Origin of the sequence: Citricoccus sp. NPDC055426 (assembly GCF_040677445.1) — a bacterium.
Taxonomy (GTDB): domain Bacteria; phylum Actinomycetota; class Actinomycetes; order Actinomycetales; family Micrococcaceae; genus Citricoccus.
In genome coordinates this window covers 200,936-214,464 of the sequence record NZ_JBFARZ010000001.1, presented here as the reverse complement: position 1 = coordinate 214,464, position 13,529 = coordinate 200,936, and the positions used below count along the sequence as shown (strand labels likewise).

At 73.2% G+C, this 13,529-nt stretch carries 10 protein-coding genes; 9 read left to right on the top strand and 1 reads right to left on the bottom strand.

Annotated features, from left to right (window positions below; genetic code table 11):
• Window positions 1–15 precede the first annotated feature (15 nt).
• Window positions 16–744, top strand: coding sequence for a response regulator transcription factor (locus AB0K08_RS01025; protein ID WP_363350764.1), 729 nt, complete (start codon window positions 16–18; stop codon window positions 742–744).
• 28 nt (window positions 745–772) lie between these two features.
• Here AB0K08_RS01025 and AB0K08_RS01020 read toward each other — a convergent pair whose 3' ends face one another.
• The gene (locus AB0K08_RS01020; RefSeq protein WP_363350762.1) at window positions 773–2,233 is read right to left on the bottom strand and encodes an L-lactate permease; all 1,461 of its coding nucleotides are present in this window, start codon (window positions 2,231–2,233) and stop codon (window positions 773–775) included.
• A 244-nt stretch (window positions 2,234–2,477) separates the two neighbouring features.
• Here AB0K08_RS01020 and AB0K08_RS01015 point away from each other — a divergent pair, with 244 nt between their 5' ends.
• From AB0K08_RS01015 to AB0K08_RS00980, 8 genes are all read left to right on the top strand, one after another.
• Window positions 2,478–3,269 carry an ABC transporter ATP-binding protein gene (locus AB0K08_RS01015; RefSeq protein WP_363350760.1) on the top strand — a complete coding sequence of 264 codons (792 nt, stop codon included), beginning with the start codon at window positions 2,478–2,480 and terminating at the stop codon, window positions 3,267–3,269.
• Window positions 3,270–3,272: 3 nt separating this feature from the next.
• Window positions 3,273–5,963, top strand: a complete 2,691-nt coding sequence (locus tag AB0K08_RS01010; protein WP_363350758.1) for an ABC transporter permease — start codon at window positions 3,273–3,275, stop codon at window positions 5,961–5,963.
• A gap of 323 nt (window positions 5,964–6,286) precedes the next feature.
• Window positions 6,287–7,102, top strand: coding sequence for an AraC family transcriptional regulator (locus tag AB0K08_RS01005; RefSeq protein WP_363350756.1), 816 nt, complete (start codon window positions 6,287–6,289; stop codon window positions 7,100–7,102).
• Between the two features lie 56 nt (window positions 7,103–7,158).
• The gene (locus AB0K08_RS01000; RefSeq protein ID WP_363350754.1) at window positions 7,159–8,019 is read left to right on the top strand and encodes a VOC family protein; all 861 of its coding nucleotides are present in this window, start codon (window positions 7,159–7,161) and stop codon (window positions 8,017–8,019) included.
• A 241-nt stretch (window positions 8,020–8,260) separates the two neighbouring features.
• The gene (locus tag AB0K08_RS00995) at window positions 8,261–9,979 is read left to right on the top strand and encodes an ABC transporter substrate-binding protein (protein ID WP_363350752.1); all 1,719 of its coding nucleotides are present in this window, start codon (window positions 8,261–8,263) and stop codon (window positions 9,977–9,979) included.
• 60 nt (window positions 9,980–10,039) lie between these two features.
• Window positions 10,040–11,032 carry an ABC transporter permease gene (locus tag AB0K08_RS00990; RefSeq protein WP_363350750.1) on the top strand — a complete coding sequence of 331 codons (993 nt, stop codon included), beginning with the start codon at window positions 10,040–10,042 and terminating at the stop codon, window positions 11,030–11,032.
• Window positions 11,029–11,853: an ABC transporter permease gene (locus tag AB0K08_RS00985; RefSeq protein WP_363350748.1), complete on the top strand. Its 825-nt coding sequence runs from the start codon at window positions 11,029–11,031 to the stop codon at window positions 11,851–11,853. Before AB0K08_RS00990 ends, AB0K08_RS00985 begins: the two co-directional genes overlap by 4 nt.
• On the top strand, window positions 11,850–13,454 hold the full coding sequence (locus AB0K08_RS00980) for an ABC transporter ATP-binding protein (protein ID WP_363350746.1): 1,605 nt from the start codon (window positions 11,850–11,852) through the stop codon (window positions 13,452–13,454). Before AB0K08_RS00985 ends, AB0K08_RS00980 begins: the two co-directional genes overlap by 4 nt.
• The last annotated feature ends 75 nt before the right edge of the window (window positions 13,455–13,529 follow it).

Genomic DNA, 13,529 nt, shown 5'->3' with positions numbered 1-13,529 from the left:
GTGGATGATGGAACCGTGACTGAGACCGAGACGCCCGCACCCATCCGCGTCGCCCTCGTGGACGACCAGCAACTGGTCCGCTCCGGGCTGGCGATGCTCATCAACTCCCAGCCTGACCTGACGGTCGTGGCCGAGGCCTCCAACGGCCGCGACGCCGTGGCCTCCCCCGCCGTACGGAGTGCGGACGTGGTCCTGATGGACATCCGCATGCCCCAGATGGACGGCATCGCCGCCACCCGGGCCCTGCTGCCCGAGGGGTACGACGCCGGCCCCGCACCCGCCGCGGAACCGGACGGCCCGCGCGTCGTGGTCCTGACGACCTTCGACCTGGATGAGTACGCGCTGGAGGCGATCGAGGCCGGTGCCTCGGGGTTCCTGCTCAAGGACGCCCCGCCGGAGGAGCTGCTGGCCGCGATCCGCACGGTGCACCGGGGGGACGCGGTGATCGCCCCGTCCACCACGCGCCGGCTGCTGGACCACATGGCCCCCACGCTGCGCCGGGAGAACGCCGCGGACCAGCGGTGGCAGCGGGAGTCGGCGGCGGTGGACTCGCTGACGCCGCGCGAGCGTGAGGTGCTCGGACTGATGGCGCGCGGGGACTCCAACCAGGAGATCGCCGCGGGGCTCTTTCTCTCCGAGGCCACCGTGAAGACCCACGTGGGCCGCGTGCTGGCCAAGCTCGGCGCCCGGGACCGCGTCCAGGCCGTGGTGACGGCCTACCGGACCGGGATCGCCCAGCCGTGAGTGCCCGGCTGGGGGCTGCCGACCGCTGCTACCCGGTGGTCGGCAGGAACAGCAGCCCGGCGACGGCCCAGAGGACCAGGCACACCAGGAAGAACGGCAGGGTGACGCGCAGCAGGTTGCCGCGGGTCACGCGCGGGCCCGGGTGGTCGGCGTGGTCCTCCTGGCTGGCCAGCCGGTAGGCCAGCTCGATGCGGGCGGGGCTGGTGAGGCAGCCCAGGCCGGCCGCGGCGTTCTGGGAGGCCATCACCCACAGGGGGTCCACTCCGAGGGCGTGGGCGGCGGCGGTCTGGGTACCGCCGAACATGGAGTTCGCCCCCGTGTTGGAGGCGGTGATGTAGCCGCCGAGCCCGCCGATCCACGGGACCAGGAACAGGTATCCGCCGCCCAACGTGGTCAGCGCGGTGGCCAGGGACTCCGCCAGGCCGCCCCCGGAGACGGCGTAGCCCAGCAACAGGTAGAGGCCGGTGGGGACGGCGGCGCCCAACCACACCCGGCCGGTCTCCCGCGGCAGCAGCCAGCGGTGGTGGCTCTCCATCCCGAGGACCCAGGTGCCGGCCAGCGCCCCGGTGATGGACCACAGGGCCGGGGAGCCCAGCACGGCCCCGAAGCCGTTCGGCAGCAGGGTCCGTTCGAGGACCTGGCCGGAGATCGTCCCCACCAGCAGGATCAGGTAGGGGGCGAGGGAACGCCAGGGGGTGGGGTGGAGTCGGCCGCGGCTGATGACCAGCGCCCAGCCGGCGGACATCAGCAGGGAGCCCACCGCGCCCGCCACAGCGGTGCCGAGGAGCAGGTTGCTCAGCATGACCAGCGTGCTCTGCACCAGGCCGGCGGCGCAGCCCGTGGCTGTCCACATGGCATAGGCCTTGGCGTCGGCCTGCCCGCGGAAGGCCCCCACCTCGTGGGAGCCCCGGCCGGCCACCACGGCGGCGAGCGCCCCGCCGGCCACGAAGGGCAGCACGTTGAAGACGCCGGAGGCCAGGCCCAGATCCATCAGGGAGACCCCGGCGATCTCGGAGCCGAGCAGGGTGCCCGGGGCCATGGATCCCCAGGGCGCCACGGTCAGCCCCAGCAGGGCCAGCAGGGCGGCGCGCAGGGGCGTGAAGCCCAGGGCGCGCAGCAGCGGGATGGCGATGATGACGGAGACGCCGAAGCCCGTGACGGATTCCATGAAGGGCACCACGCCCGTGACCATGAGCAGGGCCGAGGCCACGGTGGGGCCGCCGCCGGCCGAGAGCCAGACGGCGATCCGCTGCTGCGCGGCGGTGCGGTCCATGACCCGGGCGAGCAGCACCCCGCCGCCGATGATCGCCAGGACCTCCACCACGGTCCAGGCCCCGCCGCCGAAGGCCTCGCCCAGGTCCGCCCACCGTGCACCGAACCAGGACAGGGCGATGACCAGGGCGGCCGCCAGGCCCGCGCCGGGGGCCACCCAGGAAGGGAGCCTGGTCGGCAACAGCCCGAGCGTCAGCGCGATGGGCAGCGCCGCCATGAGGACATCCACTGACGGCCTCCCCCTTCACCGAGACGATGCGATCTGGCGGCCTCCGGTCCCGGAACCGCCCCGCCGAATGCTACCCCGGTGTCCAGCGCGCGGGCCCATGCCGGTCATTGAACGGGACGTCACCGGAGTCTCCGGGATGACCCCGAGTCATCCCGGAGGATGACCCTGAACGGCCACGGAACAGGCCCGTCGGTGGATTCGCCGCGACCGCGGATGCGGTTGAGTGGCTTGCATGGACACCACTACCGACGTCATCTCCCCCACCGCTCCCCCCTCGCAGAACACTGCATCCACCGCCGTCTCCGCCCGCGGCCTCGTGAAGACCTACGGCAAGGGCGAGGCCGCGGTGCACGCCCTCGCCGGCGTGGACGTGGACTTCGCTGCCGGGGCGTTCACGGCCATCATGGGCCCCTCCGGCTCCGGCAAGTCCACCCTGATGCACTGCCTGGCCGGGCTGGACACCGCCGACTCCGGCTCCATCGTCCTCGGCGGCCAGGAGATCACAGGGCTGAACGACACCTCGCTGACAAAGCTGCGCCGCGACCGCATCGGCTTCGTCTTCCAGGCCTTCAACCTGGTGCCCACCCTGACGGCCGAGCAGAACATCGTGCTGCCGCTGGACCTGGCCGGCAAGCCGGTGGACCGGTCCTGGATGGCCGATGTGGTCGGCATCCTGGGCCTGACCGACCGACTCAAGCACAAGCCGCACGAGCTCTCCGGCGGCCAGCAGCAGCGCGTGGCCGTGGCCCGCGCCCTGCTGACCCGGCCGGACGTGGTGTTCGGCGACGAGCCCACCGGCAACCTGGACTCGGCCACCGGCGCCGAGGTGCTCTCCCTGCTGCGCCGCTCCTCGCGGGAGATGGGCCAGACCATCATCATGGTCACCCACGACCCCTCGGCCGCATCCTACGCCGACCGAGTGGTCCTGCTCGCCGACGGCCAGCTCGCCGGGGAGATCACCGATCCGACCCCGGAGAACGTCCTGGCGTCACTGGCGAAACTGAACATGGTCGGGGGCGCCTGAGCCATGCTGAAGCTCGCACTGTCCCAGCTCAGGGACCAGCCGCGCCGCTACATCTCGGTGCTGCTGGCCATCACCATCGGCGTGACCTTCCTCGCCTCCGCCCTGCTCGTGGGCTCCTCCTCCACGGCCAGCCTCCGCAACTCGCTGGGGGCCACCTACTCGAAGGCCGACCTCGTGATGGCCCCGGAGGCCGGCACCGGTGACACGTACGGCACCATGGAGGCCCTGGCCGAAGTGGCCGGATCGTCCGCCGAGCCGGGCCCCCTGCAGGACGTCGAGGGCGTCCGGGAGGCCTATGCCCACGTGGTCGCCGCGGTGGGCCTCCAGCGCCCGGCCGACGCCCAGGGCCAGGGCACCTGGACCGCTGACTCTGATTTCGCCCTCGCCTCGACCGTCCCCGAGGACACCTCCCTGATGGCCGAGCCCCTCGTGGCCGGCGAGTACCCGGCCGCCGGATCCGCCACGGAGATCACCCTGGACGAGCGCACCGCGCAGGACTTCGGGCTCGACGTCGGCTCCAGCACCTTCCTGATGTCCAGCAGCTCGGAGGACGCGGCCGGCCGCAAGGTCACCGTGACCGGGCTGACCGAGGTCTCCCAGGATCCCAACGCGATCGGCGCCATCCAGCTGAAGATGGACGATGCCCTGGCCGGGGCCCTCAAGGCGGACATGGCCCGGGCGATGACATCGGAGGCCGGGGCCGCGGCTGGCTCGGAAGGGCTCGACGCGGCGGAGATCGAGGAGATGCTGGGCCGCGACTACGCCGAGCACGTCCTCATCCGGCTGGCGGACGGCGCCGATGTCGCCACCGTCCAAGCCGCCCTGGAGGAGTTCGCCGAGACCGAGGGGATGGGGGCCTCCGTGGCCACCCCGGACGTCCAGGCGCAGGAACAGGTCGCCCAGATGGCCGGGTCCAACATCTTCGTGTACGTGCTCGGCGCCTTCGCGGTCATCGCCCTGCTGGTGACCGCCCTGGTCATCTCCAACACCTTCTCGGTGTTGGTGGCCCAGCGTTCCCGCGACCTGGCCCTGCAGCGCGCCCTGGGCGCCTCCCGTCAGCAGGTGCGCGGTGCCGTCCTGACCGAGGCCGGCATCATCGGCGTGGTCGGCGCGATCATCGGTTCGGCCCTGGCCAGCGGCATCGTCGCCGCCCTGGTGGCATGGGGCGCCACCAACCAGGGCTTCGGGTTCCTGACCTTCGAGGCCAACGTGCGGGACCTCCTCGCCTGCGTGGCCGTGGGCATGGTCCTGACCATCGTCGCCTCGTTCTCTGCCGCCTTGGCCGCCACCCGGGTCTCACCGCTGGAGGCCATGCGCCCCCGGGAGGACGCCGCGGTCGGCAACCGGGCCGGCGTCGTCCGCCTGGTGTTCGGGTCCCTGTTCCTGTTGGCCGGGCTGGCCGGGCTGGTCTGGGGTGCCGCGGTCGCGAACTTGGCCATCGCCGTGGCCGGTGGCGCCCTGTCCTTCGTGGGCGTGCTGATGCTCGCCATCCTGTTCGTACCGGCCGTGGTGTCCGTGGCCGGTCTGGCCGCCAAGCCCGCCGGTGTCCCCGGCCGGATGGCCCGGCTGAACTCCGTGCGCAACCCGGGGCGCACCGCCTCCACCGCGGCGGCGCTGCTGATCGGCACCACCCTGGTGGCGATGATGCTCACGGGTGGGCGCACTGCCCAGCAGCAGATGGACACCATCTTCTCCGCCGAGTTCCCGGTGGACCTGCAGGTCCAGCTCCTCGGTGGCGAGGACGCCGCCGCCCAGCAGGCCGTGGGCGGCGTGGACGGCATCGACTCCGCCGCCCTGCTGCTGCCGGCCGGCACCACCGCGGCTGATGCCGGGGCGCAGGCCGAGGGCGTTCCCGTCTTCGCCGCCGACCCGGACGAGTTGCGTTCCGTGGTGTCGGGAATGCCCGCCGGAGACGCTACCGAGCGTCTCGGTGACCCCGGGACCATCCTGGTGCCCAACACCATCGAGGCGGACACCCTGACCGTCGCCGGTGCCACCGGCTCCGTGGAGTTGGACGTCATCCACAGCGCCTCGTCCGCCCTCCGCCCCGTGATGACCCTGGAGGACGCCCGCGGGATCGGCTGGGACGAGGGTGCCACCACGGGGTCCGGCCAGGAGGCCGCGGCACCGCTGCTCTGGCTCGACGCCTCCGACGGCGTCACCATGGACGGACTGCAGCAGCTGAACACGGACATCGCCCAGGCGGCCGGGGTCTCCCAGGACAAGATCACCGGGGACCTGAGCGTGCGGCTGCTGTTCTCCGTGGTGATCGACGGCATGCTCATGGTGGTCACCGCACTGCTCGCGGTCTCCGTGCTGATCGCCCTGATCGGCGTGGCCAACACCCTGTCCCTGTCGGCGATCGAGCGCTCCCGGGAGAACTCGCTGATGCGGGCCCTGGGCCTGACGCGGCGCGGGCTGCGCGGCATGCTGGCGCTGGAGGCCGTGCTGATCTCCGGGGTGGCGGCCCTGATCGGCTGTGCCCTCGGAACGGTCTACGGCGGCATGGGCGCCCACACGGTCTTCGGGCCGATGGCCGCGGGGATCGGCCAGGCGATCGTCTGGCCCGTGGTCCCGTGGTGGGAGCTCGCCGTGATCGTGGCAGTCTCCGTGCTCGCCGGACTGCTCGCCTCCGTTGCGCCGTCCCAGCGGGCCGCCAAGCTGGCCCCGGTGCAGGGACTGGCCATGGCCTGACCCGGGACCGCCCGGGTCGGCCCCAGGACCTCAGGACCCGTCATTCGAGGAGGGAGGACACACTGACAACGTCGTGCTGACGCCGGCGTGTCCTCCCTATTCGATGTCAGGAGCCCCGGCCAGGGTGCCGCATCAGGTGCGTGGTCGGCAGCGTGGTGGGCTGCGCAGGATCGGAGTCGGCCCTGGGACCTCATGGTCCTAGGGTCGATTCCATCGCCAGCTCAGCCCCGGCACCCTCCGGTCGGGGGCACGGGTGGGCGGGAAGGGCGACGGGAGCAGGCGACATGGTGACAGCAACCCGGACCGGACCTCACACTGGGTCCGTGAAAGACCAGAGTGGCGAACACGAGGCCGCGTCGCGGCGGGCGGCCCGCTTCATCACCGAGCACGTCACCGAGCCCATCACCGTGGCGGACATGGCCGATGCCGTCGGCTACAGCCAGTTCCACTTCACCCGCATGTTCGCCGAGAACCTGCGCGTCACGCCCAACCGCTACCTCGCGGGCGTCCGGTTCCACCGGGCCAAGGAACTACTCCTGACCCAGGACCACTCGGTGGTGGACATCTGCCACGAGGTCGGATTCTCCTCCCCCGGCACATTCACCCGCCGCTTCCGTGAGGAGGTGGGGGTGGCCCCCTCGGAGCTCCGCCGGTTGGCGGATTCCCTGTCCGTGTCCACCCCGAGCCCCTTCGCCCTCTACCCGCCCGGCGTCACCGAGGCCCACGTGGCCGCGGGGTGGCCGAACCCGGCCACCGGCCAGGTCGGCACCGTGGAGGGCACCGTGCACCTGCCGCCCCGGTTGCGGGGCGGACCCGGGTTGGAGGCCCTCGTCTGGATCGGGTTCTACCCGGCGCCGTCCCCGGCCGGGCTGCCCGTGACCGGGGTGCTCCGCCTCGGTGAGGGCGCGTTCCGGCTGCCCGTCGTCGCCTCCGCCCCGTGGCTGCTGGCCACCGCGGTCCCAACCACCGCAGAACCGGTGGAGCACCTCGCCAACCCGCGGCCCGCCGTCGGGGTCCATCCTCAGCCGCTCACCGGCTCTGCCACCGTGCCGCTGGTACTGGACTTCGCCGCCCCGTGGCAGTTCCCGCTGCTCAGCGCGCTGCCCTCCCTGCTGCCGGGCCTGCGGCCCGGCGGCTGAACCACCCACCGTCCGGCACCGGACCGACCGCCCACCGCAAGCACCAGGAGACCGACATGACGGAGAACACTTCCTCCTCCGAGAACCTCACCACGGCGGCCAGAACGATCACCGCGGGTTCCCCCGTCTGGGTGGACCTCGGCGTCCCGGACCTGGCCGCGGTGCAGGGCTTCTACACGTCCCTGTTCGGCTGGCGGTTCGAGGACATGGGACCGGACTACGGCAACTACCACATGATCACGAACCACGGCGCGCACGTCGGCGGGGCCATGTCCATGCCGGAGGGGGATCAGGACGAGTCCGCCGCCTGGACCGTCTACCTCAAGACCGAGGACATCGAGAAGTCCCTGACGGACACGGCCGCGGCGGGTGGCAGCGTGATCTACCCGGCCATGCCGATGCCCGGGCTCGGGTCCATGGGCATCGTCACGACCCCCGGCGGCGAGGCCATGGGGCTGTGGCAGTCCGACGGCTTCGAGGGTTTCGTCCTGGACGGTGCCGTCGGCGCGCCGGCCTGGTTCGAGGTCATGAGCTTCGACTACCGCGCCGACGCGGAGTACTACCGCACCGTCTGGGGCTGGGACCTGACACCACTCGGCAGCGACGGCCAGGAATCCAGCGGGTCCAGTGAGTCCGGGGGCGGGGGCGGCGAGGACGTGGACTACGCCAACAACCATCCGGGCGACGCCGCCACGGCCGGCCTGTGCGGGGCGCCGCGCGAGTGGTTCCCCGAGGGAACTCCCTCGTTCTGGCGGGCCTACTTCACCGTGGGGGACGCCGACGCCGCCGCGCAGCTCATCCGCACGCAGGGCGGCACCGTGCTGGACGGACCCATGGACACCCCCTTCGGCCGGCTCGCCACCGTCGCCGACCCGGCCGGGGCCACCTTCCAGATCGCGGAGAAGCCGGCCGCCTGACCCCGCACCCCTCCCCCCGTTTTGAGGGCAATCCTGTTTTCAGGGCAATCCCACCCGGTGAGATTGCCCTGAAAGTGCTCGGGTCATTCCGGGGCGGCTGTGGCGATCGCCTCCAGCGGCGCAGCCATGCCAGCAGCGCACCCGTGCCCGCAGTGCCTGAGCGGCATGACGCCGGATGAATCCGGCCGGGGCCGCTCGACTACGATTGACGTGTCAATCACGAGTGAAGGTGCATGTCCCTATGGCCGATGCCCGGCTGTCCACCGTTTCCCCCCGACGCGGAGTCCGCCTGGCCACCGGTGCGGCCGTGCTGGCACTGCTGCTCACGGCCTGCAGCGGCGGCGCCACCGACGCCGATGGCTCCGATCCCGCCGGTGAGGGCGGAGCCGGTGACCCGGTCGCCGGCGGCACCCTCGTCTATGCCACCGGGGACGCCGAACCCACCTGCCTGGACCCCCATGTGGGCGGCAACTACCCGCAGGCCCTGATCAGCACCCAGTACCTCGAGCCTCTCGTCGGCCGGGACGCGGAGGGGCAGATCCAGCCCTGGCTGGCCACCGACTGGGAGGTCAGCCAGGACGGCCTCACGTGGGAGATGACCCTGGCCGAGGGCATCACCTTCACCGACGGCACGCCGCTGGATGCCGAGGCGGTGAAGGCCAACATCGAGCACCTGCAGGACCCGGAGACCGCCTCCTCCACCGGCTTCCTCGCCGTGCAGAAGATCGCCGAGGTGGAGCCGGTGGACGCCACCCACGTGCGCTTCCACCTCAGCGAGCCGGATTCCGCCCTGCTCGAGTCCCTGAGCATGCAGTGGACCGCCATCCAGTCCCCCGCCGGGATCGAGCGCGGCATGGAGGAGAACTGCGCCGCCCCGATCGGCACCGGTCCCTTCACGGTGGCCGAGTGGGTCCCCCAGCAGCACGTGATCCTCGAGCGCAACGAGGACTACGCCTCCCACGGCCCTGAGGCGGACCACGGCGGCCCCGCCCACCTCGAGCGCATCGAGTGGCGCTTCCTGCCGGACCCGGCCACCCGCTGGGCGGCCCTGCAGTCCGGCGAGGTCCACGTCATCGACAACCCCGAGCCGGAGGCGATCGTGGCCGCCGAGAACGGCACAGCCGGTGATCAGTTCACCCACCTGGACGCGCCCCGGCCCGGATCGGTGAACCGGATCGAGCTGAACTCCTCCCAGCCCCCGTTCGACGACGAGCGGGTGCGCGAGGCCTTCGTCCGGGCCGCGGACGTGGACCCGGGCATCGAGGCGCTCTACCAGGGCGTGGCCACCCGCTCCCACTCCCCGCTGTCCAGCGTGGAGCCGATGGCCTACAGCGATCCGGAGCTCTTCGGCACCGACCCGGACGCCGCGGCGCGGCTGTTGGACGAGGCCGGCTGGAACGAGACCGACTCGGAGGGCTACCGCGTCAAGGACGGGGAACGCCTGACCGTGCGCTTCCCGGTGAGCACCAACCAGTCGGTGGCCGCCGAGCAGGCCCTGTTCGAGCAGATCCAGGCCAACACCCGCGAGGTGGGCTTCGAGGTGGTTCTCACGCCGCTGGACCTGTCCGCCTGGTACGGCGCGTTGGCGGCCCCGGAGGACGGCGGGGAGAACAGCTACGAAGCCGTCAGCGCCCCGTACACCAAGGTCGGCCCGGACGTGCTGCGCACCCTCTACCACTCGGACGGCACCCAGCCCGCGCCGAGCGGATACTTCGCCAACCTGTCCCAGGTCACGGATGAGGAGCTGGACGCCACGCTGGAGGAGGCCGCCCGGATCACCGACCCGGGGGAGCGACCGGCCCTGTACGAGCAGGCCCAGCGGCAGGTGCTGGAGGGCTACTACATCCTGCCGTTGTACGACCAGCAGAACCATTTCCTCACTCGCGGCGTGAGCGGCGTGACCACCCTCGGGACGGTGTCCACGCCCACCTTCATCAACGCCCGGCTCACCCAGCCGTGACCCCGGTAGCAGTGGTCCCGGCAACAGTGACCCCGTGAGACGGGGTCGGACGGACAGCGCATGAAGGCCGTGCTGCGTTGGCTGCTCGGCCGCCTGGCCGCGGCGGCCCTGGTGGCCTGGGTGGTCGCCACCGTGGTGTTCTTCGCCCTGCGGGCCGCGGGCGGCGACCCGTCCGAGGCCATCCTCGGGGGCCCCGGCTCCCAGGCGAGTGAGGAGTCGATGGCGAGGGTCCGCGCCGAGTACTCCCTCGACGAACCCCTGTGGGTGCAGTACCTGCTCCAGTTGGTCCGGACCGTCACGTTCCAGCTCGGTGACTCCTACGCCCGGCGCCGGCCCGTGTCCGAGCTCATCGGCGACCAGCTGCCCGGCACCCTGGCCCTGGCCGGCCTGGGGCTGGTGCTCGCCTGGCTCCTAGCCCTGACCGTCGCCACGCTGGCCGTGCGCGCCCGCGGCCCGCTGGCACGCCGGGCGGTGGGCCTGCTGCGCGGCGGCGAGGTGGTGGCCTCGGTCATGCCGCACTTCTGGCTGGGCGCCGTGCTGATCGCGCTCTTCGCCGGCGGGCTGGGCTGGTTGCCCGCCACGAGCAGCGACAACTCCCTGCGTTCGCTCATCCTGCCCGCCGTGACGCTGGCGGTCCCGGTGGCCGGCTTCCTCGGGCAGGTCATGCGGGACGGCCTGGAAGAGGCGCACACGGCCCCCTTCGCGACGACGGCCCGCACCCGGGGTGCCTCGGAGCGGTGGGTGCTGTGGCGCCACTCGCTGCGCCATGCCGCGCTGCCGGCGATCGCGCTGTCCGGCTGGGCGTTCGGCTCGCTGCTCTCCGGGGCCGTCGTGGTCGAGACGCTGTTCGGCCGGCCGGGCCTGGGCCGCCTGCTGATCGACGCCACCCATGCCCGGGACGTGCCGCTCGTGATCGGCGTGGTGCTCGTCATCGCCCTGGGCTACGTGGTGGTCATGTCCGTGGCCGACCTGTTGGAGCGGGTGGTCGACCCCCGCCTGCGCGGCCGGGTCGAGGCCGTGCGGTCGGCCCCCGCCTCTGAGGTGGTCGCGTGAGCGGGTGGGCGAGGCGTTGGGCAGCGAACCTGGGGCCGGGCGGGATGGTGAGCGCCGGCGTCGTGCTCCTGATGGTGCTGGCCGCCGTGGTCCCGGGGCTGTTCGCCCCCGGTGACCCCACCGCGGTCTCCCCGGCGCAGGCCTACCAGCCGCCCGGGCCGGCCGCCCTCTTCGGCACCGATGCCTCCGGCCGGGACGTCTACACCCGCGTGGTGCACGGGGCGGGCCAGTCGCTGGGGGTCGGGGCCGCCGCCACCGCGATCGGCCTGGGCCTCGGGGTCCTGCTGGGCTTCGGCGCCGCCCTGGGCCCGCGCTGGCTCGACGGGGCCCTCAGCCGGGTGATCGAGGTGCTCTTCGCGCTGCCCAGCCTCGTGCTCGCGCTGCTGCTCGTCGCCGTGCTCGGAGCGGGGGTGGGGCCGTCGGTGCTCGCCGTGGGCCTGGCCACCGCCCCCGGCTATGCCCGCATCCTGCGCGCCCGCGCCCGCTCGGTGGTGCACAGCCCCTACGTCACCGCCGCCCGCCTGGAGGGGGTGTCCGCCCCCACCGCGTTCGTGCGCCACGTGGTGCCCAACACCATGTGGCCGCTGATCGCCGTGGGGACCCTGGGCATCGGGCAGGCCATCGTGTGGGTGTCCGCCCTGAGCTATCTCGGCCTCGGCGCCCTGCCGCCCTCTCCCGAGTGGGGGGCCATGCTCAACGCCGGGCGGCTGCACCTCACCACCTCGTGGTGGCTCACGGTGGCGCCGGGGCTGGCGATCACGGTGGCGGCGGCCGCGCTGACGATGCTCGGCCGGCGCCTCAGCACGGTGGCGCTGGCATGAGCGCGGACCGGGGTGCCGTCATAGGTGCCGGGGCCAGCGGCGCGGCCCCGATCCTGGACGTCGCCGGGCTCACCGTCGCCTTCCCGGGCGTCGGCGAGGTGCTGCGGGGCGTGGACCTGCGGCTGGAACCGGGGCGGTGCCTGGCCGTGGTCGGCGAGTCCGGTGCCGGCAAGTCGGTGCTGGCGCGCAGCGTCGTCGGCCTGGCCGGGGAGGGCGGCGCCCCGGCCACGGTGTCCGCCGAGCGGTTCACGGTGACCGGTCAGGACGTCCGGGCCGCGGGCGCACGGCAGTGGCGGCAACTGCGCGGCCCCGCCGTGGGCTTCGTGCTGCAGGACGCCCTGCAGTCGCTCGACCCGCTGCGCACCGTGGGCGCCGAGGTGGGCGAGTCCCTGCAGCTGCGCGGGATGGGCGGAGCCCAGCGGCGGCGCCGGGTGGAACAGGCCCTGGCGCACGCCGGCCTGGACGAACCGGCGACCCGTGCCGCCCAGCGTTCCGGCGAGCTGTCCGGTGGCATGCGCCAACGTGCGCTCATCGCCTCGGCGATCGTGTCCGAGCCGCAGCTGCTGGTCGCCGACGAGCCCACCACGGCCCTGGACGCCACGGTGGCCCGCGGCGTGCTCGAGCTGCTCGGGCGGCTGCGGGACGAGGGGACGGCGGTGCTGCTGATCACCCACGACCTCGGCGCCGTGGCGCGACTGGCCGACGACGTGGTGGTGCTGGACGGCGGCCGCGTGGTGGAGTCCGGGAGCGCGGAGGAGGTGCTGGGCCGGCCCGCCCACTCCGTCACCCGGACCCTGCTGGCCGCCGTTCCGCGGGGTGCGGGCCATCGGCCACCGGTACCCGCGGAGGCCCCGGAGCTGCTGCGGGCCACGGAGCTGCACCGCCGCTACCGGCTGCCCGGCGGCGGCGCGGTCCACGCACTCGACGGCGTGAACCTGACCGTGCGCCGCGGCCAGGCGCTGGGGGTGGTCGGGGAGTCCGGCAGCGGGAAGTCCACCCTGGCGCGGATCCTCGTGGCCGCCGAACCGCCGGACGCGGGCCGGGTGGAGCTGGCGCGCGAGCCGTGGAGCGAGCTGCCCGAGCGCCGACGCCGGGCCCGGCGCCATCTGGTCCGGCTGGTCCCCCAGGACCCGCTGGGCTCCTTCGACCCGCGCTGGAACGCCGGGCGGATCCTGCGCACGGCGTTGCGGACCTCCGGCAGCAGCCGCGCCCCGGAGGAGCTGCTGGAGCTGGTGCGGCTGCCCGCCGCGGTCCTGGGACGCAGTCCCCGCTCCCTGTCCGGTGGCCAGCGGCAGCGGCTGGCGATCGCCCGGGCCTTGGCCGCCGAACCGTCCGTGCTCGTGCTGGACGAGCCGGTCTCCGCCCTGGACGTCACGGTCCAGGCCTCGATCCTGGAGACGCTGAGTGAGCTGCAGGAGCGCACCGGCACGGCCCTGGTGCTCATCTCCCACGATCTCGCGGTCATCCGCCAGGTCTGCGACACGGTCGCCGTCATGCACCGCGGGCGGATCGTGGAACACGGGCCCGTGGAACAGGTGTGGGCCCAGCCGGCCGACCCGTTCACCCGCGCGCTGTTGGCGGCGCGGTCGCCGCTACCGTGAGGCGGTCGGACGATCCGAGCCGGCCGGTCGGTAGACTCGGGGGCCGTCCGGCTGCCAGCCGCCTGCAGTGATCCA